We start from the raw sequence: 24,077 nt of genomic DNA on the forward strand, positions 1-24,077 counted from the left end.
GTCCAATGCCGAATACTGATCGGGATCGATCGCGTCTGCTGATCGGTGCGCCGCGCAGGGCGGTCGGCGGGGTCGCACGGCGATTCTCCCCCCGTGGCACCGCCCGGGAACGCCTTTTTGTGACGACGGCCGGGACGGGAGAGCGCCCGGGGAGACGTCCCGCGGGCGCTCTCCCCTCTTCTCACGGCGCCGCGTCGGTCTCCCGCTCAGGTCCCGCGGGAGTGAGGCGCCACACGGTCCCTTCCCCGTTGGCCGACACCAGCAGGGTGCCCCGGGGCCCCGTGGCGAGTCCGGCGAACGACCTCGGCATCCCGGGCATTCCGTGGGAGAAGAGCGCCCGGGGCGCCCCCGGGGCGTCCAGGGACGCGACGACCGGCAGGTCCTCGGCGTCCGTCCGGGTCTCCCCGGTCGCGAGCGAGACGGCGACCAGCCGTCGCGCACCCGTCTCGACCGTGAAGACCTCGCCCCCGAGGACCACCAGCCCCTGGGGCCGGTCGAGGCCGTCCGCGAGGACGTGCGGGCCGTCCTCGTCGACGCGGAGGACGGCTCCCGACGCCTCGTCGCTCACGTAGCAGGTGCCGTCCGCGTCCAGGGCCACGTCGACCGGCCCGGGGAGTCCTTCGGCCAGCACGCCCACGGCGTCGTTCTCGTCGATCGTGAGAATCCGGCCGCGGTCCGCCTCGACGACGTACAGCGGGCCGTCCGGGTGTGCGGCGATCCCCAGCGGCCGGGCGAGACCGGTGGCCCGGACCCGGGTGGTACCGGTCGCGGGGTCGTAGGTGGCGACCTCCCCGTACTGCGAGGTGGTGTGCAGCAGGGTTCCGTCGGACGCGATGCCGTGGGCGAACGTGCGCAGCACCGACGAGGCGTCGGCGGCCGTACGCGGTTCGGCGCCCTGCCGCGGCGGGCCCTCGGGCGCGCTCAGCCGGTAGTGGTCCGCCGTGAAGACCGTGCTCCCCAGGCCCGTCACCCCGTACGGGCCCACCAGCCCCCGCCTGACGACGTCGCGGGTCCGGCCGTCCGGGTGCAGTTCGCTGACACCGCCACCGGCGTAGCTGGAGACGAACATGCGGTTCTCCGCGTCGAACGCCGCGTTGTCGAGCCCCACCAGGCCGGAGGTGACGACCGAGCGGGACCCCGTCCCGTGGAGGTCGATACGGGTGACGAAACCGGCCACGCCCCGGGAGAGGACGTGCAGGACGCCGCCCCGGTCGAAGCGGACCGCGACCGGCTCGTGCACGTCCCGCGCGACCCTCTCCGGCACGCCTCCGTCGGGCGGAACCCGCCAGACCTCGCCGGTCATCATGTGCGGGTAGTAGAGGCAGCCGTCCGGACCGGTCTGCATCGCGTTGCCCATGGCCAGGCCCTCCGCCAGGACCACCGGTTCCCGGCCGTCCCCGAAGAGCTCGACCAGCCGGCCGCCCATCCTCATCTCGTTGACGAAGAGGCGGTCGCCGACGCAGGTGATGCCGTTGGGGAGCACCACCTGGTCCGAGACGACGGAGTACGCGCCGAGCGGGCTGCGGCGCCAGACGACGCCGGGGACCAGATCGGCGACGTACATCGATCCGTCGGCCCCGAAGGCGAGGTCGTCGGGGGACCGCACCGGGCAGTCCTTGGGTGTCACCACGTCGATGTCGCCGCTCGCGAGGTCCACCGCGCTGATCGTGCCCATCAGGTACTGGGCGACGTACAGCCGCCCGTCCGGACCGAACGCGACACCGTTCGAACCACGCAGCGGATTGGGGTCGTTGAGGCGCTCGGCCCGCTGTCGGCGCCGCTCGGACGGCTCCGGCCCGGCCGTGCGCCGCCGGTGTTCCCCGGGCGTCCCCGACCCCGCCAGGGCCGGCTCGGCACCGGTGCCGGTGCGCTGCCGCCTCACGCCCGGTCCTGCCCGGCCCCGGCCAGCACCTCGTCCAGCCCGCCGCCCTCGCGCCACTCCCGCAGCAGCGCGTGGAACGCGACCGGCCCGTCTCCGAACGACTGCCCGCGCTTCCTCGGGTCGCCCTCGTTGTTGTAATAGCCCGGGGTGCACTCCGCCTGGAAGGCGTGCAGATCCGCCGCCTTCTCCCGGATGGTGGCGACCCAGGCGCTCTCCGCCTCCGCCGTGGGCTCCACGTGCGCGGCCCGGCGGTCACGCGCGGCGGCGACGACCTCGGCCACGTGGCTCGCCTGCTCGTCCAGCACATGCGTGAAGTTGACGGAACTGGCGTTCTGCAGCGGGCCCAGCTGGAAGAGGTTCGGGAAGCCGTGGCTGTAGAACCCGTGCAGAGTCCTGGGACCCTGCTGCCAGGCCTCCTTCAGGGTGATCCCGCCCCGGCCGGTGACGGGCAGGCTGCCCGTGAGGACGCCGGAGGCGCCGACCTGGAACCCGGTGGAGAAGATGACGCAGTCGACCTCGTAGGCGGTCCCGCCGGCCACGACGGCGTTCTCGGTGATCTCCTCCACACCGTGGCTGTCCGCGGTGTCGACCAGGGTGACGTCGGGGCGGTTGAACGTCTGCAGGTAGTGGTCGCTGAAGGTGGGGCGCTTGCACATGTAGCGGTACCACGGCTTGAGCAGTTCGGCGGTCCGCGGGTCGTCCACCACCGCCTCCACGCGCGCGCGGATCTCGTCCATCTTCCGGAAGTCGGCCAGCTCGTAGGCCTGTTCGCGTTCCTCGGCCGACAGGTCCTGATAGCCGTCGCTCGGGATCAGCTTCTGCTGCAGGCGCGCGGTGCTGGTCCAGCCGTCGTCCACCAGGTCCTCGTCCACCTGGCCGCCGGTGACGAGCGTGAGGAAGTTCTCCCGGCGGCGGCGCTGCCAGCCGGGCTCCAGTGCGGCGGCCCACGCCGGGTCGGTGGGGCGGTTGCCGCGGACGTCGACGGAGGAGGGGGTGCGCTGGAACACGTACAAGTGCTGCGCGTCCGCGCCGAGATGGGGTACGCACTGGATGGCGGTGGCGCCCGTGCCGACGAGGGCGACGCGCTTGTCCGCGAGTTTGCTCAGACCGCCGTCCGCGCTGCCGCCGGTGTAGGCGTAGTCCCACCGGCTGGTGTGGAACGTGTGCCCGGCGAACTTCTCGATCCCGGGGATGCCGGGGAGTTTCGCCTCGCTCAACGTGCCTTGGGCGGTGACCACGTAACGGGCGAGCACCTGGTCTCCGCGATCGGTGCCGACGAGCCACGCGGACTCGTCCTCCAGCCAGCGCAGTCCGGTCACGCCCGTCCGGAAGAGGGCGTCGCGGTAGAGGTCGAAGGTCCGGCCGATCGCCCGTGCGTGCTGCCGGATCTCCTCGCCCGGCGCGTACCTCCAGCGAGGGACGTAGCCGACTTCCTCCAGCAGCGGCAGGTAGATGTACGACTCGATGTCGCAGTGGATCCCCGGGTAGCGGTTCCAGTACCAGGTGCCGCCGAAGTCCGCGCCGCGTTCGATCACCCGGATCGACCCGATGCCCGCCTGGCGGAGGCGCGCGCCCGCGAGGAGCCCGCCGAAGCCGCCGCCGACGATCGCCACGTCGACGGTGTCGTGGAGCGGCTGCCGTACGAAGTCCCCCTGCGCGTAGGGGTCTTCCTGGTAATAGCCGAAGCTCCCGGTGGCCGGCCGGTACTGCCGCGCGCCGTCGGGCCTGATCCGCCGTTCACGTTCGGCCCGGTAACGCGCCCGGGTCCGGCCGAGGTCGGGGCCGGGCTCGGGCGGCCTCGCGTCGGAGGGGCTGGAGGAGGGGCCGGACGAGGGCGTCGCGGGGGAGTGGGGGGAGGGCATGCGTTCTCCTTGCGTTGTTCGGACGGTTGTCGGCAGGACGCCGCGCCCCGGCCGGTGCCGAGCTGCTTCCACCGGGCGCCGGTACGACTCCGGTGGGCGGATTACGCGCGTCGCCGCTGGTCCGGGCGGCTGCCGCCCGGACCGGTGGGAGGGGAGGGCCGACGGGTCTCTCGTCGGCCCCCCGCGCCTTCTGCCGGGCTCCGCAGGGCGTCCTCTCCGCGCTCCGGCGCCGACGCGCCCCCCCGGGCGGAACCCGGCGGCAGGGCGGACCCGCGATCGTCGCGAGGACCGGGGTCGTCCATGGCGGGACTCCTCGCGGGGGTGGGGGGAGCGACGGAGTGGTGCGATGCGGCACTATGCATAATACATGCAATGTGCTTGATGCATGTGGGTGGTCGGCCCTTCAACTTCCTTGCGGAGCAGGCGAACCGGGAGGTGATGGGCCGATCAGGGGCGGTGTGCGCGCATGTGGATCAAGGCCGCCATCCGTTCAGGTGCATACCCTCCCCCACGGCTTTCGGGCGTGTTCGAAAAGGGTGATTATGCGGTGAAAGCACCACTCGTTACGACCCACAAAGGGAGTACACATGCTTCGCCGTATCGCGATCACGGTGGCCACCGTCGCCGCTGCCGGGCTGATGGCCGCAGGTCCCGCCGCAGCTCACGACAACGACAAGGGCGGCGAGTCCGTCGAGGTCGCCGCGGGCTACTTCCAGGCCGAGGCCTCTCGCGAGAACGCTCAGTTCCTCAACCTCGGTGGCCCGTACGGAATCACGTACGCCTCGGAGGAGCGCGAGTCCGCCGCGGTCGAGGCGGGCTTCCTCTGGGCCCAGTACCTGAACGACAACTGACCGGTTCCGCCCGGTGCGGGGCCCGCCTCCCTTACGGAGGCGGGCCCCGTCCGCGTTCACGGCGCCGTCGTGACCGGGCGCCGGCCCCGACCGGGCGGCCCGGACGGGGCGGCCCGGCGGGCGGAGGGAGAGCCGGGGGTTGATCGTTCGCCGTGGCCGCCGGTCGCACCCCGGGGGCGGGAGCGGCTGGAGCGGCGGGACGGCCGGGACCGACGCGCCCGTGCCCGGCCGGGTGCGTGCCCCGGCCGGGCGGGAGTCCGGCCCGTGTCGTGCTGTTCGGCCTACTTCGTGGTGCGCTTGGCGTTCGCCGTCTTGCGCGCCGAGGCGCGCTTGGTCGCGGCGGTGCCGCGGGCCGCCTGCTTCTCGGTGGACGCGCCGCCGGTGCTGAGGGCGCCGGAGCTGGTCTCCAGGTGGGCGCGGACGAACCACTGGAACTGCTCCAGCCCGCGCAGATGCTCGATCAGGAGGTCCTCGGTGACCGGGTCGACGGCACCCACCCGTTCCACCGCCTTCCGGTGGCTCTCGATGACGCCGGTGTAGACGAGGTCCAGGGCGCGGAGGTGGGCGATCGCGTCGGCCCGGCCGATGCTGTAGTCGTCCCAGGTGCGCTCGGCCACGAGGACGCCCGGTGTGCCCTGCGGCTCACCGCCGAGGGCCGAGATGCGCTCGGCCGCCGAGTCCGCCATCTCGCGTACGGCGACGGTCTGCGGGTCGAGCATCTCGTGGACCGCGATGAAGTGCGGGCCCACCACGTTCCAGTGGATGTGCTTGAGGGTGAGGGCCAGGTCGTTGAGCGCGTGCAGACGCAGCTTCAGCGCGTCGATCACCGCGGCCCCCTCCTTGGTGGAGAGGCCGGGGACGGTGTACCGGGGGGTGGGGGTTTTGGGGGACATGTCGCTCCTGATCGTGGGAATGGCCGGACACGGCCTACGCCTGCCCCCGCCCGGCCCCCCTCCACTCCCGTGACGGCGCGGTGCCACTGGACTGGTCCCGAAGTGAGGTGCCGGTCGGCCCACCGGACCCCGCGCCGACCGGGGCGCGGGGTCGCCAAGGTGCCGGAGCGCCCGGGCCGGCCGGGTGCCCCTCAACGCCGGCGGGCGGACCAGCCGGCGCCTATCCCCGCCACGTGCAGGGCGAGGGCGAGCAGGCCGAGCAGCATGACGTTGCCGGACGAGAAGACATCGTTCGTGGTGATGTCCGCGGCGTTGATCAGGAAGGAGATGAAGAACAGGACCGCTGCGACGATGGCGAGCATGGAAGGGTTCCTCTCGGAAGGGGGCGGCCGTCGGGGGCCGCGTCCGCGGAATCCCGCCGCAGCCGGGCGGGACACGACCTCCAGTACCCCCGAACGCCGCTCTCAGACGGGCTGCTTCGCCCTTCGCCGGAGTGGGCGGCGGAGTGGTGCCCGGCCGGTCGGGGCGTCACGGGCCGTGCCGGGCGCCGGGACCGGCCTCGAATCGGCCGGACGTCACCCGGCCCCCGCCCCGCGCCCCGGACGCCCGCCCGCGCCGCGCGCACCGGATCGTGTGCCGCCGGTCGGTGCGAGGGGGGAACCTTGTGCAGTACGTTCGCCTGGTGACCGATTTCAACTGGTTCATTCGCCGATGAGTGATTCCTCCCTGGTGCTGCTGGTACTGGCGGCCGTGATCGTGCTGTTCTCGCTCAACCGCCTGCCCGTCGAGGCGGTCGCCCTCGGCTCCGCGCTGGCCCTCCTGGGCATCGGGGTGCTGACGCCCGCCCAGGTCTTCTCCGGCTTCGGAGATCCGGTGGTGGGTTTCGTGGCGGCGCTGTTCGTGGTCAGCGCGGGCCTCGAAGTGACCGGGGTGACGGCCAGGGCGGGCCAGATCCTCGCGGCCCGCACCGGGAAGAGCCGCTGGCGGCTCGTCGCGCTGACCCTGGTCTCCGTCGCCGCGCTGTCGGCGCTCATCACGATGAACGGGGCGGTCGCCGCGCTGCTGCCGGTGGTGGTGATGCTGGCGGTCCGGGTGGGCATGCCACCGTCCAAACTGGTGATGCCGCTGGCGTTCGCCGCGCACGCCGGGTCGATGCTGGTACTGACCGGCACCCCGATCAACGTGCTGGTCTCCGACGCGGCGAAGGAGGTGACCGGCCGGGGCTTCGGCTTCTTCTCCTTCCTCTGGGTGGGCGTCCCACTGGTCGCGGGGACGGTCGCGGCGGCCGTCTTCCTCGGCGACCGGCTGCTGCCCTCCCGCAGCCCGGCCGCACTGCCGCCGGACCTGAGCAACCACACCCTCACCCTCGTCGCGCACTACGGACTCGGCGACAACCTCGGCGGTCTCGCGGTGCCCCCGGGGGCACCGTGCGTCGGCTCGACGTACCCCTCGCTCGAATCCGGGGACGGCGGGCTCGTCGTGCTCGGGGCGCTGCGCGGGGACTCGGACGACCACGAGCTGCGCAGAACCGACGAGCTCGCCCCCGGGGACCAGGTCGTGGTGCGGGGAACGCCCGAGGAGCTGAACGCCTTCGCGGAGCTCCACGGTCTGGTCCCGCTGCGGGCACGGCTGGGCGAGCAGCGGGCCGGTGCGCTCGTCAACCGGGAGGTGGGGCTGGCGGAGGTGCTGATCTCCCCGCGCTCGTCACTGGTCGGCGCGCGGGTCTTCCCCGGCCTGCTGACGGAGGCCCGGGACATCGTGGTGCTCGCCGTGCACCGGGACGGACAGAACGCGGACCCCGGCACCGTCACGCTGCGCGCGGGCGACACCCTTCTGCTGCACGGGTCCTGGCCCGCGCTCAGCGGTACCGCGTCGGTCTACTCCGACGATCTGCTGCTGGTCGACTCCCCGGCGGCCGTCCGACGCCAGAACACCCCCGTGGGACCCGCCGGACGGCGGGCTCTCGCCGTGATGACCGCGATGGTGGTGCTGCTCGCCTCCGGGCTGGTCTCCCCGGCCGTCGCCGCCCTGATCGCCGCCGTGGCGATGATCCTCCTCAAGGTCGTCTCGGTGCACGAGGCGTACGGGGGCGTCTCCTGGCCGACCGTGGTGATGGTCGGGGCGATGTTCCCGCTCTCCACCGCGATCATGAAGTCGGGCGCCGCCGACTCCGTCGCCCGCCTCATCGTGGACCTCGCGGGCAGCAGCCAGTACGCCCTGCTGACCGGTCTCTTCCTCGTCACGGTCGTGCTCGGACAGTTCGTCAGCAACACCGCCACCGCGCTGATCGTCATCCCGATCGCGACCGTCGCCGCCCGTGACGTGGGGGTCTCCGTCCTTCCCGTCCTGATGGTGGTCGCGGTGGCCGCCGCCGCCGCGATGCTGACACCGGTGGCCACGGCGGCCAACCTCATGGTGTACGAACCCGGGGGCTACCGCTTCGGCGACTACTGGCGCTTCGGCCTGCCCGTCGTCCTGTGGTTCCTGGTGGTGGCGCTGACGGTGGTGCCGCGGGTGTGGCCGCTGTGAGACGTACCGGGCCGACGGCTGCCGGCCGGGCGATGAGGAGAAGCGCGCCGACCGGTCCGCCGACGCCCCGGCCCGGACGGCCCCGGACCGGCGGCCGGGGTATCGGCGGCCGGGGCGGACCCGGCCGCGTCATCCCCGGGCGGAGTCCCGGCGGTCCTCGGCGGCCGAGACCTGGTGCAGGGTGCGCCCGGTCCGGGCGGAGCGCGCGTGGTACGGGTCGGGGGTGCCCGGACGGTCCCGTACCGCCTGCTCGTCCTTGGCCTTGATCAGCAGCCACGCCTCCTGGCCGTGCCCGCCCGGCTCCTCGCCCGTACGGAACCTGATCAGCGCGAACTCGCCCCGCAGTTTCTCGCCGACGAGCCGGAACGTGGCGTGGCCGCGCTCCAGGGACTCCGCGAACGGCACCCGGACCCCGTGCTCGTCGTGGCCGAGCGGTACGTAGGTGCCCTGGTCCCAGACGATGACGGTCCCGCTGCCGTACTCTCCCGGCGGGATCACCCCTTCGAACTCGCGGTACTCCAGCGCGTGGTCCTCGGTGGGGACCGCCAGCCGCCGGTCACTGGGGTTGTCCGAGGGGCCCTGCGGGACCGCCCAGGAGCGCAGTACGCCGTCCACCTCCAGCCGGAAGTCGAAGTGCATGCGCCGTGCCGCGTGGATCTGCACGACGAAGCGTGGCAGCGGGGGTACGGATTCGTCCTGCATGCCGGGCTCCCTCCGTCGTCCCCGAGGCGGGCCGTTCCGCTCCTCCCTCCACTGTGCGGCCCCGCCCGCACGGCCGCATGGCGGGCGGTAACCCCGGTGCCGGACCGGGCGTGCGGGGCGGCGCAATAACATGATCTCCATGGAACAGCGCACTCTCGGCAGGACCGGCCGTGACGTATCGGTCGTCGGACAGGGAACATGGCAGCTCGGAGCGGACTGGGGCGAGGTGGGCGAGAAGGAGGCCTTCGGCGTGCTCGACGCGGCCGTCGAATCGGGCGTCACCTTCTTCGACACCGCGGACGTCTACGGCGACGGCCGCAGCGAACAGCTCATCGGCCGCTATCTCAAGGACCGGCCCGACGCCGGCGTCTTCGTCGCCACCAAGATGGGGCGCCGCGAGGCCCAGGTCCCGGAGAACTACGTACTGGACAACTTCCGCGCCTGGAACGACCGGTCGCGCGCCAATCTGGGCGTCGACACCCTGGACCTGGTCCAGCTCCACTGCCCGCCCACCAGCGTCTACGCGACCGACGCCGTCTTCGACGCGCTCGACACCCTCGTCGCCGAGCAGCGGATCGCCGCCTACGGGGTCAGCGTCGAGACCTGCGAGGAGGCGCTCACCGCCATCGCCCGCCCCGGCGTGGCGAGCGTGCAGATCATCCTGAACCCGTTCCGGCTGAAGCCGCTGGAGAAGGTCCTGCCGGCCGCCCTCGCCGCCGGTGTGGGCATCGTCGCCCGGGTTCCGCTCGCCTCCGGCCTGCTCTCCGGCCGGTACACGGCCGACACCGTCTTCGCCCCCGAGGACCACCGGACGTTCAACCGCCACGGCGAGGCGTTCGACCAGGGCGAGACCTTCTCGGGCATCGACTACACGACGGGGATCGAGGCCGCCGCCGAGTTCTCCGGCTTCGCCCCCGAGGGTGCCACCCCCGCCCAGACCGCGCTGCGCTGGATCATCCAGCAGCCCGGCGTCACCACCGTCATCCCCGGAGCGCGCTCCGTGGACCAGGCCCGCGCCAACGCCGCCGCAGCCGCGCTCGCCCCGCTGCCGCAGCCGACCCTGGACGCCGTGCGCGACCTCTACGACCGCCGCATCCGCGCGAGCGTGCACGACCGCTGGTAGTCCACGCGCAGCGGTGCGGAACGGGGACGACGCTCAGTCGTCGTCCCCGTCCCTGCCGTCCTGCCCGTCTCCGTCGCCCTGCCCGTCCTCGCCGCCGGAGTCCTGCTGCCCGCCACGACGGGCGTCGGACGCGGTGGGGGCGGGGGAGCCTTCGCCCTGCGGGGTGACGCCCTGCGAGGCGCCGGGCCCCGGGGGCACGGCGGAACCGGAGTCGGGCGCGAAGATCACCGTGCCCAGATAGACGGCCACCACGAACGCGATCGAGCCGGCCACCGCGCTGGCCACCCGGGGGCGCCGCCGGATGGCCTCGCTCGCTGCGAGCCTGCGACCGCCGGATCTCGCCGCACCCCGGCCCGCCGCCCGGCTGCCCGAGCGGGTCCCCGTCCGGGGTGCCGCCCGGGTCACCGGCGGCGCGGCCCGTCGCCGTCCCCCGGACGCCCCGGTCCGGTGCCCCGGACCGCCCGCGTCGGTGGCGGCGACCGCCGACGCGGCGGAACGCGATCCGCCTGCGGCCCTCGGCGGCTCGTGGCTCCCGCGCCACGCCGCCGTACGGAACCAGTCGGCCGCCTCCTGTGCGGTCGGCCGCTCCTCGGGCTTCTTGGCGAGCAGGCTCAGCAGGTACGCGTCGAAGGCCGGCGAGATGTCGACGCCCTGGTCCCGCAGCGGCACGGGCGGAGTGTCGACATGCTGGTACAGCGTGGCCGCGGCGGTGTCCGAGCGGAACGGCGGGCGGCCCAGCAGCAGGTGGTAGATGACGCAGCCCAGCGAGTACATGTCGGAGTCGGCGCCCGCCGTCCGGCCGAGCGCCCGCTCCGGTGCCAGATACAGGCTCGTCCCCACGATCTGGCCGGCCGTCGTGAGGGCCGTCGACGGGTCGTCGACGAACTGGGCTATCCCGAAGTCGCCGATCTTCACGGATCCTTCGGCGTCCAGCATGAGGTTGCCCGGCTTGATGTCGCGGTGCACCACACCCTGCCGATGGGCGGCGGCGAGCCCGGCCGCGGCGTCGCCCGCGATCCGCGCCACCTGCTCGGGGTGGACGCTCTCCTGTGCCGAAAGCAGGTCGCCGAGACTGCGCCCCTCGACCAGCTCCATCACGAGATAGAGGCGGTCCTCCCAGGTACCGAAGTCGAAGACCGCCACCAGGTGAGGGTGGCTCAGCCGGGCGGCCGTCTGCGCCTCCAGCCGGAAACGTGCGGTGGAAGAGGAGTCGGCCCGGTCCCCCAGCAGCAGCTTGACGGCGACGGCGCGGCCGAGGACCTCGTCCGTCGCCCGCCACACCTCGCCCATGCCACCACGACCGATGGGGGACACCAACCGGTACCGATCAGCTACCAGCACCTGTACACCTATCTCGAATTGTGGCCCGTTGCGTCAGCCGGGGCGACGCACGGGTCGTGCTCACGAGGAGCGGGACGGGGCGGGGCTCGCGGCGATGATCAGGATATCTGTCCGGTGGACCCGATGTTACGGCCGGTCAGTTCCGGTACCTCTCCGGGCACCGGGGCGACGGCCCGGCGTCCCGGACACGACACCCTGCTGGCATGTCCGGCGGCAAGTCACCGGCGCGCGGCGTACGTTCGCCGCGCGCGGGCGGCCCAACGGCAGCCGCGCCGCCGGGCGGTCCGGGGCCGCGCACGCCTGGGCGGACGCTCAACCGCGTACCGCGGCCGTCCGGCCCAGCGCCTCCACCAGCGGCAGCACCCGGTGCGGCACCCGCTCGCGCAGCGCCACCTCGGTCCGCGTCCGCACCACGCCGGGCAGCTGGATGAGCCGCTGGATCACGTCTTCCAGATGTCCGTTGTCGCGCGCCACGACCCGGGTCAGCAGATCTCCGCCGCCGGTGGTCGAGAACGCCTCGATGATCTCCGGAACCTCCGCCAGCGCGTCCCCCACCTCGTCCAGGTGCCCCTGGGTCACCTCCAGGTGGACGAAGGCGAGCACGGGATGGCCCAGCGCGGCGGGGGAGAGGACGGGGCCGGTACCGGTGATCACGCCGTCCCGCTCCAGCCGGTCCATCCGGGCCTGGAGCGTGCCCCGGGCCACGCCCAGGATGCGGGCGTGCTCCCGCGCGCTGGTACGCGGCTGCTCGATGAGGAGCCGCAGGATACGGGTGTCGAGAGCGTCCACCGCCATGGTGCGCCTGCCTTCTCGGAGGAGGGGTACGGTGCCCCGAGCCTATCCCGGTCCACCCGGCAGGCCTGAGCCGTACGGCGCGGAAAACCGCGAAGCGCTGAGCCGATGGCACAGCGCTTCGCGGCGGGTCCGGGTCCGTGGATCAGGCGAGAGTGGCGGTGTCGATGACGAAGCGGTAGCGGACGTCGGAGGCGAGGAGACCGCGCCCAGGCACTGTCGACCTGGTTGGCGGAGATCACCTCGATCGCGCCGCCGGATTGCCCTGCTGGCACAGCTCAGGTGATGTGACCGAGTAGGGCGTCGGCGAGCGTGAGGTGCCGGCCGGTGAACCGCCTCTGCCTCTGCCCGGACCTCGGCCGTCGAGACCGAGGGTCAGGTCGTGACGGGAGCCGGGCCGAGTGACCCAGGGCCGGGGGAGTGACCGATAGGGCCAGGTCGGGCAGGCCGGGCCGTCCCGCGCCGGAGCCTGCCGGTCGGCGCGCTCCGTCCGTACGCGGGAGGCGGCGACGGGCGGGCCATGGTGCTGCGGGCGCGGCCCGTGGCCGATCAGAAAGTGGCCTGTCGCCGGAACGCCATGGCTCCCCCGTGGCACTGCGACAGACCGGACGCCGCAAACTCGTTGAAGTGATGACGTATGGAACCCGGGCCCGCGCACGGCTCAGCGACTGGTTGACTGCGTTCTCGACGTCATCAACCCCGCGACGCCGGACAGCGGGACTTCGCATCGCACCAGTTTGGTCATCAGGCGTTCGAACCCCCGGAGAAACGGTTCAACAGCCTCGTCAGGGATCCGGTAGGTGTCGACCAGCACTCTCAGCTGGACTGACTCCGGTCGTCCCTCCACGTTGAGGTACATGACCATGTCAAGGTCGTCCTTGTCATAACACTCACTCCACCGGAAGGTCGTCCGTGCGAAGGTCGTGCAGGACTCGCCATCCGTCTCCCGCGCCGAGTCGGGCTCGTCGTGTTCGACCGAACCACTCCAGGTGTCGTTGAAGCGGTAGGGGATACCGAGACTCGGGTCGTGGTTGTTGAGCAGTTCGGCGACCTGCCGCGTGTCGTACTGGGCACGAGCGTAAGGACGCAGCACGACTTTGCTGGTCGCTGCGATGACGTGAGACATGGTTTCGAAGTCTGCGTCCAGGGTGGTGACGGCGCGCTGCGCGAGATTCCCGACGGTCGATCGGAGCTCTGGATGGAAACGGTTGTGACATACCAGGCCGACGGTGTGTTGCTTCGATCCCGTGACGGCGTTCAGCAGCGCGGCCATCGCAGCCAGGAAGACAACCGATGATGATGTCGAATAGCGTCGTCCGAGAATTCGGGCCGAACGGGCGATGGCGTCGGAACGCAGAAATGCGGCCCGATAACGCGGGGACTCATGGGGAGTTTCCATCGGCACACCTCGCATTCCGGCCGAAAGGTGCGTGCTCACGTGCGCGAGCGAGTTTGCATTGATCCGTTGACCGGCAGTGGTTCTCTCGTGCAGCGCCTGGTCCATGGGCTCTCGCGCAGGAAGCGGATCCGGCATCTCTCCGTTATCCGCATGAGAGGCGAGCATTGCAGCGAGGTCTGCGCCGGCTACGTTCGCACCGGCGTTATCCACCAGCACATGCGAGATGCATGCGATGACGTCTGTCGGTGCGTTGTCGATCGATACAACAGTTACCCGCACTGGCAGATCGGTCGCGCTGTGGACAAAGGTGTTACGCAATTGCTGGACTTCTGATTCAGCCACTTCCGCCGAGGCTTTTCCCGGATGATTCACCACCTCCACTTCGAGTGTCCCTGACTGGGCTACTTCCTGGGTTGTATTGCCATCCTCGTCCGCGTGGATACGCGTGTGCAGAGCCTCGTGCCGACCGATCCACTTACCGATCAGTGCAAGCACTTCATCGCGCGACGGATTGCTGGGAATTGGGATTCTCCGGAGGATGAACATCCACGGTTGATTACCCGGAAGATATCGGCTGATCTCGTCGAAGGTGCCCTGTTGGGCCCAGGTGAGCGGGCCGCTCATGGAACGTCTTCCGACGAATTGGACCGGTACGCGATCTCGATCACCCTGGTGTGACATGTCCCGGCACTCCATTCCGCGGAAATCGCATCCGCACTGAGAAAACGACGCATCGGTTCGCGAACCGTGCGAAACCTATATGATTTTTCCCTGCATGTGATCGGGGCATGTGCGGCCGTGCCCGGTGATTACGCGCTGCCTGGCTGCGACTTTAGAGAGTTCTGTGCCGAATCGTCGACCGGTGACGGCTCTTTTTGCGGCTGACGGGCAGGCCGCCCCCGCAGCCACGTGGATGCCGGTCACATTGTTCGAGGAGGAAGAAGGGAGAGACTTGTGTCCGCGTTGCCGACCTGGGAGTATTGACACTCCGATCGATATCGCGTGCGTCGAGGTGACACATGTTCCAGCGTCATGTCGGTTCTGTAGTGGACAAGGTGCTTCTCGTGCCCGACGAGCACCGTTCCTTTTCCACTGGAATCGATGAAGCAACACGCTTGTACGGCATCGATGCAGAAACCATGGAAAATCTGCTGGATGTCGGGCTTCCCTGTATCGGCACTGGTCCCGATCTCCTCTTCGACGCACTTGACTTGCAGAACATTGGACTCGATCTGCGTCTCCCCTCTTCGCAGTGGGCGGGTATGCGCCTGTGGAGCAGATCCTTGAGGAGCTCCCGACACTTCGCGACGAATATTCGTGAGGTCGGTATGGATTGCAAGTGCCCGGAGCCAGGTCACGAAGGCTCCTGCGACTTCAAGCTGAGCTCCCGGATGGCAGATCATGCGCTCACGACGAAGGGGGCGCCCAAGGATGGAAAGATACTCCTTGAGGCGCACCTGTCCGATCGATCCTACGATTTCGGAGCAGCTTTCGACCCTGTCGTCGGGTGCGCCCAGGAGCTCCGATTTCACAAGCTTACGGAGAATCTGGCCGGAGACCCTGGATTTCTCCGCGAGACGAAACTGGCGGATTGCAGGTCGGCCAGCCGTCACCTCGTCCGCCTTGCCACGGAAGCAGGCTTTGTTGCTCGGCCGGCATCGGGAATATTCATCGGGGTGCCGTATCCCATCCTGCACGTCTGGTTTGAAGTGGAGATCGATTCCAGTTGGATTGCCGCAGATCCCTTCTTTCTGCATAACCTTCAGCAGTGGGGGATACTGAGAGTCGAGGATTGGCCTCTGTCGCATTCGCCGCGCAATGTACTCTGGCGGCTTAACTCCACGTACGAGATGAACTTTCCGCTTGCTTTCCACCGTGGCCAGGGAATTCCCGTTGGCATGACAGCCCGAGTGGCCGCTTGATTTTGCTCAGAATGATGCTGGACCACGAGGGGTCTCGGGGCAGGTCGTTTGTTCAGTTGTTGTACCGCGCACGCCGGTGCCTGCCTCACCGCTAGGCCTTGGTTGAGCGGCGAAGCCCGTTGTTCTTGCGACCGTAACGAACTGCGTCCAGAGCGTAGTTCTCCAGCCCGGAGTATTCGCGGCCCGACGTGAGGACCATGTCATGGTTTTCGCTTTTGAGTGACGGAGTCTCACCACGGTACGCGTGAGCGAAGAAGTCCGTCAGCCGGTGGCCTAGATTTACGACGACGTCCGCCGACTCGGAAGGTGCGACGAGACTGGCCAGCTGAAACGTGATGAGGTCACTCTGCAACTCTTCAGACAGATCCAGGCCGTGGTTGGCGTTGAGTTGCGCGAGGAAGTTTTCGATCTCCGAGTAGACAACGGTCTTCGAGCGGATCAGGCGCAGAAAGAATGCCTCCTCTGGATTCCACACGATGTCGCCGAAGTCCGGCGCGATCCGCCCCATTGCTTGGCCGTTGACGCCGCCACGAGCTATCTCTTGGGCCTCCCGTCGGATATCCCGAAGTATTGTTGAATCTCCTGTCGAGGCAAACCGGATCAATTCTTCGTAGAAGACTTCGTAGGGAAGACCGCGATACGCGTTCAGAAATACGGCAATGCTCTGCGTCACGTTCAGGCAGTGAAAGCATTGAACGAACCAGGAAAATACGAGTGAGTCCCGCCACTCGTCCACGGACATGGCCGCCGTTTCGACGACTACATCGACGAACTCGGTCACATCGTCTTCGTTGGGAGTGACATAGGCCAGGAGGAGTGGCATGTGAACGCTGCGAACGCCGTGGGATTCCCGGTAGCCGGCGTTGCCCAGTTCAGAGTTCGGCAGTACCTCGCACAGATAGATGAGCAGGGCCTCGTGCTGTCCCAGTTCGAGAAGCCTGCCCACGCCGCTTCGGAAACTCTGCGCCGTCTCACCCGGCAGGCCCAGGATGATCTCAGTGTAAGTGGGAATTTGGTGCTCGCGGTAGCGGCGGATCAATTCTCCGAGATTGTCCTGTTTGATATTGCGTCGGTTGATGGCCAACAGCGTGTTGTCACTCATGCTCTGCATGCTGAGCGTAACGCCCCGCTCAAGCCCTGCGTCATGCAGAGTGCTGGCGATGGTGAAGACGGTTTCGTTGCTCTTCTTGGCGTACGCCGTTCGAAACTGTGCAGGGTAGCCGTACTGTTTCCGCGCGCTTGCCAGATTCGTAGCCAGTTCAGAATCCCTCCCCAAGATCCCAAAGTTGGCGTCACAGTTGTAGATGGTGTCGATTTCGGCTCGACCGAACCACTCGATCTCGGCGAGGAGTCGCTCGGTGGAAAATTGTCGCAACTTCGTGAATACTGCAGATCCCCAGTCGCAGAAGGCGCACGAGTATGGGCATCCCCGATTCGTTTCCTGGCTGACGCTCCATCGGTAGGGAAGGGTCAGAAGATAATCAAAAATTCCGTTGAGATAGGGGGATGGCAGCCCATCGAGGTCGACGACTCGTCCACGCTCGGCTGTCTGTATGGATTTCCTGTCCTCGCCCCGAACGCTCAACCCGGAAATGTCGAAGTAGTTTCCATCGGTCATCCGTGCCCGCAAGATTTCTGCGAAGGCCTGCTCGCCCTCGTGATGCACCAGGATGTCCACTGTCGGGTTCTCCTGGAAAAAGCTTGTTGAGTTCACCGGGACCTGCGGGCCCCCCATCACGATGAGGCAATCCGGATACATTTCGCGGACCGCACGGGCGAGCTCCCGGTTGTACTCCCAGTTCCATATGTAACAGGATAGGCCGATCACGTCCGGATGGTCCATCTGCCGGGCTACCCTCTGCACATTCTCGCGCAGGAATACGAATGGCATGAAGTTGAATGCCTCGGTTATGTCGGGCTGCGTCATGCAGTAGGCCTGAAGCATGCCAACCGAATACGGCAGGAATGCCATGTCGCCGAAGTTGTTGTTGACTTGGGCGAGGTAGACGTTACTCTTGGTCACTCGTGCTCTCCGCTCATCTGAAAATAGAGGAATGCGCGCAAGTCGGGAAATATTGTCGGAGTTGAAAATATCTCGAAACTGGTGGCGCGGCGCGCAGAGGATCGCTCCGCGCGACTGCGCTGCGTGGAGCGTCAGGAGTCCGACGGGATTCTGCCTGCACGAGCTTCGATCAGTTGGATTCCGATAGTGGAGATCCTCTGCCCGAAGCGCTCGTTCGTGAAGTTCTCCATGATCCGATCTCGGGCTCGCATCCCGCGTGCGGTCGCCTCCACTGGATGCTCGAGGGCCGCGCGGAGGCACCCCGCCAGGGCATCCGGACCTATATGTCGACTTCCGGATGGGCCGACTACCGGCACCCGGTAGCCGAATGAGTCGTCAGGTATGAGTTCGCGCAGGGAATCAACATGACTGGCCACGACAGGCCGACCGAGAGCCATCATCTCGGCGCACACGTAGCAGAACGATTCCCACAGACTTGGAACAACCGCCACATCCGCGACCGACATCCAGCCAAGGGCTTCGTGACGGGGGATGTCGCCGAGGAACGTGACGTGTCGCTCCAGCCCGAGTTTCGCGGCCCGACGTCGCAAGTGCGCTTCTTCGGGGCCGACGCCGATCAATGCCAGATGCGGCTGTGCCGGCGACGCGTGGGGTCGCTGCACCGGCCCCAGACGGGCCAGGGCCTCCAGCAGTACGGAGAAACCCTTCACCGGCACCAATCGGCCGCAGGCCACCAGGAGGGGAACCCCAGGCCCGACAACCGCTTGCAGACGTGTGCGCCGATCGATCCGCCCCAGGTCGTCTTCGACCGCGGCGATTTCGGAGCTGTCGATACCCAAGTGCACCACTTGGCTCGGGGCCCTGAGGTCCGGGTAATAGGATCCGATGGCGTCACGCAGGGCCTCGCTGATGAAGACCGTGTGGTCACTGCCGCGCAGTGCCTTCTCCTCGATGCGGAGCAGGTGCTCACGGTCGGCGGTGACGCCGTTGGTCACCTGGTGGCTGCCGCGGTCATAGGGTGTGATCGCCCGGAAGTCCTGAAGCAGAACATTCATCAGGGGCAGCGAATATTTCTGCGCGAGCCTGGCTGCCTCTGGATAGCAGAAGATGTCGGGGATCGCCAGAAGGTCGGGAACACCCACCTCTTGGGCCAGACGTTCGGCAGCAGCGTGAATCTTTCGATGAGCACGCAGACTCTGATCGCGGAGCCCGGTCCCCTGGTTGTAGACGAGACCGGTCCCGACTCTGAGGACGGAGATCCCGTCGATGTGCTCCCGGACGTCTTCGGAACCGACGTGGGCCGTCACGACATGCACGCGCCATTCGTTGGCGGTCATGCCGATGGCCAGGTTACGGGCGACCGTGCTGGTGCCGCCCACCGTGCTGGGCGGGTACTCCCGCGACAGTATGAAAATGCTGCGTGTGCCGTTCATGTCTGACATTCCTCGGCGAGGTTGGATGAGACCTGGTGCTCAAGGTCGAAGTACCGGGCGATCTGTGTCGTTGTGGCCGCGTCGGCGGACAGCCCGTCCAGGAGCATGCGATGCCATGCGACGATTTCCGCCGCGGCCTCATTGAGTCCGAGGCGATGACGCCAGCTGAGTTCGGAGGCTGCTCTGCGGCCGTCCAGACGAAGCACCTCCTCTTCGGCGAAGCCGGGATCGGGCTGGGCCCGTACAAGGGCGGCCACCGATACCGCATCGCTCTGGTCGGTTGCCGCCCAGTGCGTGGCGAGCGCTGATGCCAGCTCTCGCGAGGTCGCGCCGTCACCGGGAGGAGCGAAGTTGAGCACTCTGGCGGGCGCCACGGCACCCGTGGAAAGCGCCTGGGCGAGGAGCAGCATGCCGTGCACCACATCGAGGACGTGCTGCCAGGGGCGCACCGCCGCAGCGTTGCGCAGCTCGATGGGCGCATTGGCGGTCAGTGCTGCGAGGGTGTCCGGTACAAGCCGACGGTCGGCGTGATCACCACCGCCGATGACATTCCCGAAGCGCACGGTGGCGGCACGTGGGCCGGCTTCTTCGAAGAGGTCTGCGTAGCCTTCGAAGATGATCTCCGCCGCGGCCTTGGAGACGCTGTAAGGGCAGCCGCCGCCGATCTCATCGGTCTCCCGGTACGGCCAGGGCCATCCGTGGTTGCGATAGCACTTGTCCGACGTGACGTGGACGAGGACTGCCGGCCGGTGTTGACGAGCCGCTTCGAGAATGTTGATGGATCCGGTGACATTGGTGGTGAGAGTCCCGTGCGGGTCCTCCAGCCCGGCGCGCACCAGGGGTTGGGCGGCCAGGTGGAAGACTGCGTCATAGGGGGCACCGGCCAGGGCCTGGGATACGGCGTCGTAGTCCACGATGTTGCCGACGTGACCCGTGACGCCGTGCGCAGTGAGCCAGTCGTGGCGCTGCTTGGTGGCCGCGTCCGCGTTGAGGGCCAGCCCGTCGACTTCGGCGCCGAACCGGCGCAGCGTCAGCGCCAGCCAGGAGCCGATGAACCCGCTGTAGCCGGTGATCATGACTCGTCGGCCTTCCCAGTACTGGCTCAGACCGCGGTCAGCCATGGGCGTCCCTCCCTGGCTATGAGGCTCTCCGCCTCGGTGAAATCCTTGTATGTGTCAAAGGGCAGCCACAGGCCCTGATGAACCACGGCCCGAACGCGGCTTCGCGCCACCAGCTTCGGCAGGACATCGTCTTCGAACTCGGGCGGCACCTCCGAGTCGGCCAGTTCCGCCAGGAGTTCGGGCGCGCACAGGAAGTAGCCGGCCGACACCAGTTCGGGGCGCAATGGTTTCTCCGCGAAGGAGGTCACCAAGTCGTCCGCGCCGGCGGTCAGTTCTCCGTAGCGCGATCGGACCCGGGTGGCAGCGAGTACGACGGTCGCGTCCGTCCCCTCGTACAGAGTGACAAGGGCGCCCAGGTCGAAGTCGGAGAGCACGTCCGCGTATCCCAGGAAGAAGGGCCTGCCACCGATGTGTGGCCGGGCATCGAGCATGCGCTTGGACTTCTCCGCATGCGGCCCGCTGTCGACCAGAGTGATCCGGGCGCGGTCCGTGGTGAACCGGTGCCAATTCGCTCCCGTCTCGACGTCCTGCGGGCGTACGCCGTAATCGGCCAGTAGGACCTGCCGAATGGCGTCTGCCCCGTAACCGACGCAGAGAACGAACTCGTCGCGACCGGAGGCCTGGTAGTAGTCGAGCACGTGGAGCAGCAGGGCTCTGCCGTCCGGGAGCGCCCGCAACGGCTTGGGCGTGTCGTCCGTATTGGTGCGCTGTCTCAGCCCCAGGCCGCCGCAGAGCAGCATGACCGGGAGCGACTTGGTGGTCGGGGCTGTTTCTGGGACCGTCACGATGTGCTTCCTCTGTGATGTGTGGCTGTCGCCGCGTGGTGCTCGGCCTCCAAATGGCGAGCCAGCGCCCCGAGTGATGGATGGTCGAAGACGATGAAGGCGTCGAGGTCCACCCCGTAGGTGTCGCACACCTGCCCGATCAAACTCACCAGGGAGATCGAATCGAACCCGAGGTCCATCAACTCGGCTTCCGTGTCCACCTCGGACTCGTCAACCAAGAGGTAGGCCGATGCGATGAGGCGCAGTTCACGCTTGATGGCGTGGTGCAAGGAGGAAGCATCCGGGGGCAGCGGTGAGGCGGGAGCGGGATGGCTGGCTGCCGACGTGGCTTCCGGATCGGTTCCCCGGGGCCGTCGTGGTTCGGTCGGCGCAGGTGTGGCCGGGGCGAGCTGATCCTCGGCCGGCACCCAATAGCGTTTCCGGGTGAAAGGGTAGGGCGGAAGTCGTACGGGGACGGGCGTCGGCCCGGGCCAGAGCCGTGACCAGTCGATGCCGGCGCCTTGAACCCACAGCCGGGCCAGGGGCGTCAGACGCCTGTTCACACAGAGAGCCTCCAGGAACGCGGCGCCCTCCTCTCCCGCCAACGCGAGCCCGTCCGCACCGTCCGGTCCCACGACGCCGTGGTGGATCTCCGGCGAGGTGCTCCCGCTGACGAAGGCGCGGAGCGCGACGGCCAGGTCTTCCACGCTCCGGGCCGGCACGGCGAGCCGCGTAGGCATCTCCTTGCGACGGGTCTGGGAGGTATGGGCGAGCGAGCGCAACGACGGTGCCGGTCCCGACTCCAGCAGTTCGGCAGTCAGCTCCGCCAAGGCGCGAAGTTGAGGCTCGGTCTTCGCTGACAGCAGGAACACCTCGACCCCATGGCTCTCCGCGTCCTCCTGCGACGGGGCGGTCCGCCCGCCCGGGTACTCCTCGACGATCAGATGCACGTTGGATCCGCCCGCTCCGAACGCGCTGACCCCCGCACGCCGGGGTACACCGGGCCGGGGAGTCCAGTCCGTGAGTTCAAGAGGGAAGAAGAAGCGCCCGGATCCCGTGTCGATCTTCGGGTTGATCTCGTCCAGGTTGACGCAGGGAGCGATCTGGCCGTGCTGCAGCTGCAGCAGAACTTTGGTCAGTCCGGCGATTCCGGATGCTCCTTCGAGGTGACCGATGTTCGCCTTGACGGACCCTACGGCGCAGCGCGCCGGACTGGTGCTCCCGGCGGCGCCCGATACCGCGTCGTTGAACGCGGCGTTGATACCCGCCATTTCGATGGGGTCGCCCAGCTCCGTACCCGTTCCATGCGCCTCGATGTAGCTGATGGTGTCCGGCGAGACGCCTGCCCGTCGCACTGCTTCGGCCAGTACATCGGCCTGTGCCGCGGGATTCGGCACGGTGAAGCCGGACGTGCGTCCCGCCGTGTTCACGGCACTTGCTCTGATCACTCCCCAGATCCGATCCTGGTCGGCCACGGCCGACCGCAGCGTTTTGAGCAGCACCACGCCCACGCCCTCGCCGGGAACGAAGCCGTCCGCGCGCGCATCGAAGACCTTGCAGCGTCCATCGGCGGCGAGCATGTTCATCGCTGCCAGGCCGACCACGTGTGACGGATGCAGGATCAGGTTCGCCCCGCCCGCGATGGCCATGCGGGCCTCTCCGCGACGGAGGCTCTCGCACGCGAGATGGACCGCGGTGAGGGAGGAGGAACACGCGGAATTGACCGCGTAGCTCGGCCCCTGGAAGTCAAACTGGTAGGAGATCCGGTTGGCGAGCAGCCAGGGCTGCGCATCGGGTCCGACGAGTCGCCCCCTGGCCCACCCGGTCGCGCCCATGCGGCCGTAGGTGTCGTACATGCTCCCCATGAATACGCCGGTCGACCTCTCGTGACGGGACGGGCCCAGGTATCCCGTTTCCTCCAGCAGGTTCCACACGGTCTCCAGGAGAATGCGCTCCTGGGGATCCATCTCTTCGGCATCGCTGGGCAGGATGTTGAAGAAGTGCGCGTCGAATCCGGCGACATCGTCCAGAAACCCGCCCCATCTCCCGTAGCTCTTCTGAGCCTGTCCTCGACGTGGATCGTGATACCGGCGCCAGTCCCATCGATCCGACGGGATTTCGGTGACTCGATCCGCTCCTGAGCGCAGCGTCTCCCAGAAGGCGTCCATGTCCGGCGAACCTGGGTACCGGCCATCGACGCCGATCACTGCGATGTCCTCGTCCGAGTACTCCGTCGACGACCCGGTGGCCGCGCAGAACCCGGCCGCCGTATCCGAAACGGAATGCTGCCTGCGATCCGGCGGCGCGGGCTCCGGCGGTACGGAGGACGGGCCCAGCCGGTGGGCGAGGGTGGTGGGGTGCAGGTTGACGAGGGCTTCCGCCACCTCGGTGATGGTCCGGTGCTCGAACAACAGGGTGGGATGTACGGGACCGAGATCCTGTTCGAATTGAACGGTGACGTTCATCCGGCTCAGTGAGTCCAGTCCCAGCTGATCCAGCGCGTCGGGAAGGGCACTCGCCTCCTGGCCGGTCACCATCGCTACGACGCCGCGGACGTACCGTATGACATCAGGTGAAGGGCCGTCAGAGGAACTCAGCGGGTCTGGTGGCACCATCGGGATCCTTAAGGTCGTTGGTGGGTCACTCCCGGTAAAGCGTGGAGAGGGACCAGAGGCAAGCGAGGAGGGGGAGCCTCTGTCAGGCGGCCCCCCCTGCCGCGCGAATGTTCTGGCCGGTGATCCAGCGCGCGTCCTCGGACAACAGGAAACCCACTACGTCTGCGATGTCATCAGGCTGTCCCAGCCGGCCGAACGCGCTGGCCCGCCGCCAGCGTTCCAGCGCCGCCGGCTGAATGTCCGCGCGCAGTTCGTCCGTCTCGACCGCACCGGGGGCCACCGTGTTGACCGTGATGCCGCGTCCGGCGAGTTCCTTGGCCGCGACCCGGGTCAGCTGATCCAGCGCTGCCTTGCTCATGGAGTAGGCGGCTTGGTTCGGCTGGGCCAGCACCGTGGCAGTGGAAGAGATGTTCACGATCCGCCCGCCGTCCAGGAGCCTGCGGGCTGCCTGCTGATGCGCGAAGAAGGCGGCTTTGACGTTGAGGGACATGATCGCGTCGAACTGCTCCTCCGTCGTCTCTGCGATCTTCGAGCGGAGCATGGTGCCCGCGTTGTTGACGAAGTGGTTCAGGCCCGATCCGGCTTTCTCCGCCTCGACGAACAAGTGCTCAATCTCGACCGGCCGGGTCAGGTCGGCCCGCACGGCCAGCGCACGACCGTTTCGCTGTCGGACCCGGGCGACTGTCTCGGCTGCGGCATCCTCGCGATTCAGATAGCCGAAGACGACAAAGGCTCCGTCTGCGGCGAGGCGCTCGACTATCCCGCGGCCGATGCCGCGCGCGCCCCCGGTCACCAAGGCCGTGGTCCCCGTGAGTTGCGACATGT

Annotated in this window: 18 protein-coding genes; 4 read left to right on the forward strand and 14 right to left on the reverse strand. The window is 68.4% G+C overall.

The window, feature by feature from the left end; all coding sequences use genetic code 11:
• Positions 1-181: 181 nt before the first annotated feature.
• Together ACFWEE_RS12780 and ACFWEE_RS12785 are read right to left on the reverse strand one after the other, a co-directional pair.
• Positions 182-1,882, reverse strand: coding sequence for a PQQ-binding-like beta-propeller repeat protein (locus ACFWEE_RS12780; RefSeq protein ID WP_386888619.1), 1,701 nt, complete (start codon positions 1,880-1,882; stop codon positions 182-184).
• Positions 1,879-3,744, reverse strand: coding sequence for a flavin-containing monooxygenase (locus ACFWEE_RS12785; protein WP_386888620.1), 1,866 nt, complete (start codon positions 3,742-3,744; stop codon positions 1,879-1,881). Before ACFWEE_RS12785 ends, ACFWEE_RS12780 begins: the two co-directional genes overlap by 4 nt.
• Positions 3,745-4,331: 587 nt before the next feature.
• On the opposite strand from ACFWEE_RS12785, the gene ACFWEE_RS12790 reads away from it, so the two are divergent.
• The gene (locus ACFWEE_RS12790; RefSeq protein ID WP_386888621.1) at positions 4,332-4,595 is read left to right on the forward strand and encodes a hypothetical protein; all 264 of its coding nucleotides are present in this window, start codon (positions 4,332-4,334) and stop codon (positions 4,593-4,595) included.
• A gap of 281 nt (positions 4,596-4,876) precedes the next feature.
• Here the strand turns inward: ACFWEE_RS12790 and ACFWEE_RS12795 are convergent, their stop codons facing one another.
• Entirely contained in the window at positions 4,877-5,488 is a 612-nt protein-coding gene (locus tag ACFWEE_RS12795) for a Dps family protein (protein ID WP_386888622.1), read from the reverse strand.
• Between the two features lie 191 nt (positions 5,489-5,679).
• Positions 5,680-5,850, reverse strand: a complete 171-nt coding sequence (locus ACFWEE_RS12800) for a hypothetical protein (protein ID WP_327174161.1) — start codon at positions 5,848-5,850, stop codon at positions 5,680-5,682.
• Between the two features lie 349 nt (positions 5,851-6,199).
• Here ACFWEE_RS12800 and ACFWEE_RS12805 point away from each other — a divergent pair, with 349 nt between their 5' ends.
• Positions 6,200-8,017, forward strand: a complete 1,818-nt coding sequence (locus tag ACFWEE_RS12805; protein ID WP_386888623.1) for an SLC13 family permease — start codon at positions 6,200-6,202, stop codon at positions 8,015-8,017.
• Between the two features lie 129 nt (positions 8,018-8,146).
• On the opposite strand, the gene ACFWEE_RS12810 is transcribed toward ACFWEE_RS12805, so the two are convergent.
• Complete coding sequence (locus ACFWEE_RS12810; RefSeq protein ID WP_386888624.1) at positions 8,147-8,719, reverse strand: DNA polymerase ligase N-terminal domain-containing protein; 573 nt, start codon at positions 8,717-8,719, stop codon at positions 8,147-8,149.
• 130 nt (positions 8,720-8,849) lie between these two features.
• Here ACFWEE_RS12810 and ACFWEE_RS12815 point away from each other — a divergent pair, with 130 nt between their 5' ends.
• Complete coding sequence (locus ACFWEE_RS12815; RefSeq protein ID WP_386888625.1) at positions 8,850-9,842, forward strand: aldo/keto reductase; 993 nt, start codon at positions 8,850-8,852, stop codon at positions 9,840-9,842.
• A 33-nt stretch (positions 9,843-9,875) separates the two neighbouring features.
• Here the strand turns inward: ACFWEE_RS12815 and ACFWEE_RS12820 are convergent, their stop codons facing one another.
• From ACFWEE_RS12820 to ACFWEE_RS12830, 3 genes are all read right to left on the reverse strand, one after another.
• Positions 9,876-11,132 carry a protein kinase gene (locus tag ACFWEE_RS12820; RefSeq protein WP_386888686.1) on the reverse strand — a complete coding sequence of 419 codons (1,257 nt, stop codon included), beginning with the start codon at positions 11,130-11,132 and terminating at the stop codon, positions 9,876-9,878.
• A 363-nt stretch (positions 11,133-11,495) separates the two neighbouring features.
• The gene (locus ACFWEE_RS12825) at positions 11,496-11,978 is read right to left on the reverse strand and encodes an Lrp/AsnC family transcriptional regulator (protein WP_386888626.1); all 483 of its coding nucleotides are present in this window, start codon (positions 11,976-11,978) and stop codon (positions 11,496-11,498) included.
• Between the two features lie 658 nt (positions 11,979-12,636).
• Positions 12,637-13,998, reverse strand: a complete 1,362-nt coding sequence (locus tag ACFWEE_RS12830; RefSeq protein WP_386888627.1) for a condensation domain-containing protein — start codon at positions 13,996-13,998, stop codon at positions 12,637-12,639.
• A gap of 395 nt (positions 13,999-14,393) precedes the next feature.
• Between ACFWEE_RS12830 and ACFWEE_RS12835 the strand changes: the two genes are divergently transcribed.
• A complete protein-coding gene (locus ACFWEE_RS12835) occupies positions 14,394-15,296 on the forward strand; it encodes a transglutaminase domain-containing protein (RefSeq protein ID WP_386888628.1) in 903 nt (300 codons plus the stop codon).
• A gap of 91 nt (positions 15,297-15,387) precedes the next feature.
• On the opposite strand, the gene ACFWEE_RS12840 is transcribed toward ACFWEE_RS12835, so the two are convergent.
• From ACFWEE_RS12840 to ACFWEE_RS12865, 6 genes are all read right to left on the reverse strand, one after another.
• Complete coding sequence (locus ACFWEE_RS12840; RefSeq protein WP_386888629.1) at positions 15,388-17,319, reverse strand: B12-binding domain-containing radical SAM protein; 1,932 nt, start codon at positions 17,317-17,319, stop codon at positions 15,388-15,390.
• A 131-nt stretch (positions 17,320-17,450) separates the two neighbouring features.
• Positions 17,451-18,752 carry a glycosyltransferase family 4 protein gene (locus tag ACFWEE_RS12845; RefSeq protein ID WP_386888630.1) on the reverse strand — a complete coding sequence of 434 codons (1,302 nt, stop codon included), beginning with the start codon at positions 18,750-18,752 and terminating at the stop codon, positions 17,451-17,453.
• Positions 18,749-19,873, reverse strand: a complete 1,125-nt coding sequence (gene rfbG / locus ACFWEE_RS12850) for a CDP-glucose 4,6-dehydratase (RefSeq protein ID WP_386888631.1) — start codon at positions 19,871-19,873, stop codon at positions 18,749-18,751. Before rfbG ends, ACFWEE_RS12845 begins: the two co-directional genes overlap by 4 nt.
• Positions 19,855-20,658, reverse strand: coding sequence for an NDP-sugar synthase (locus ACFWEE_RS12855; protein ID WP_386888632.1), 804 nt, complete (start codon positions 20,656-20,658; stop codon positions 19,855-19,857). Before ACFWEE_RS12855 ends, rfbG begins: the two co-directional genes overlap by 19 nt.
• Positions 20,655-23,252, reverse strand: coding sequence for a beta-ketoacyl synthase N-terminal-like domain-containing protein (locus ACFWEE_RS12860; protein ID WP_386888633.1), 2,598 nt, complete (start codon positions 23,250-23,252; stop codon positions 20,655-20,657). Before ACFWEE_RS12860 ends, ACFWEE_RS12855 begins: the two co-directional genes overlap by 4 nt.
• A gap of 82 nt (positions 23,253-23,334) precedes the next feature.
• Positions 23,335-24,075 (reverse strand): SDR family oxidoreductase, encoded by a 741-nt coding sequence (locus ACFWEE_RS12865; RefSeq protein WP_386888634.1) that lies wholly within the window; start codon positions 24,073-24,075, stop codon positions 23,335-23,337.
• Positions 24,076-24,077: the final 2 nt, after the last annotated feature.

Origin of the sequence: Streptomyces sp. NPDC060184 (assembly GCF_042728795.1) — a bacterium.
Taxonomy (GTDB): Bacteria; Actinomycetota; Actinomycetes; order Streptomycetales; family Streptomycetaceae; genus Streptomyces.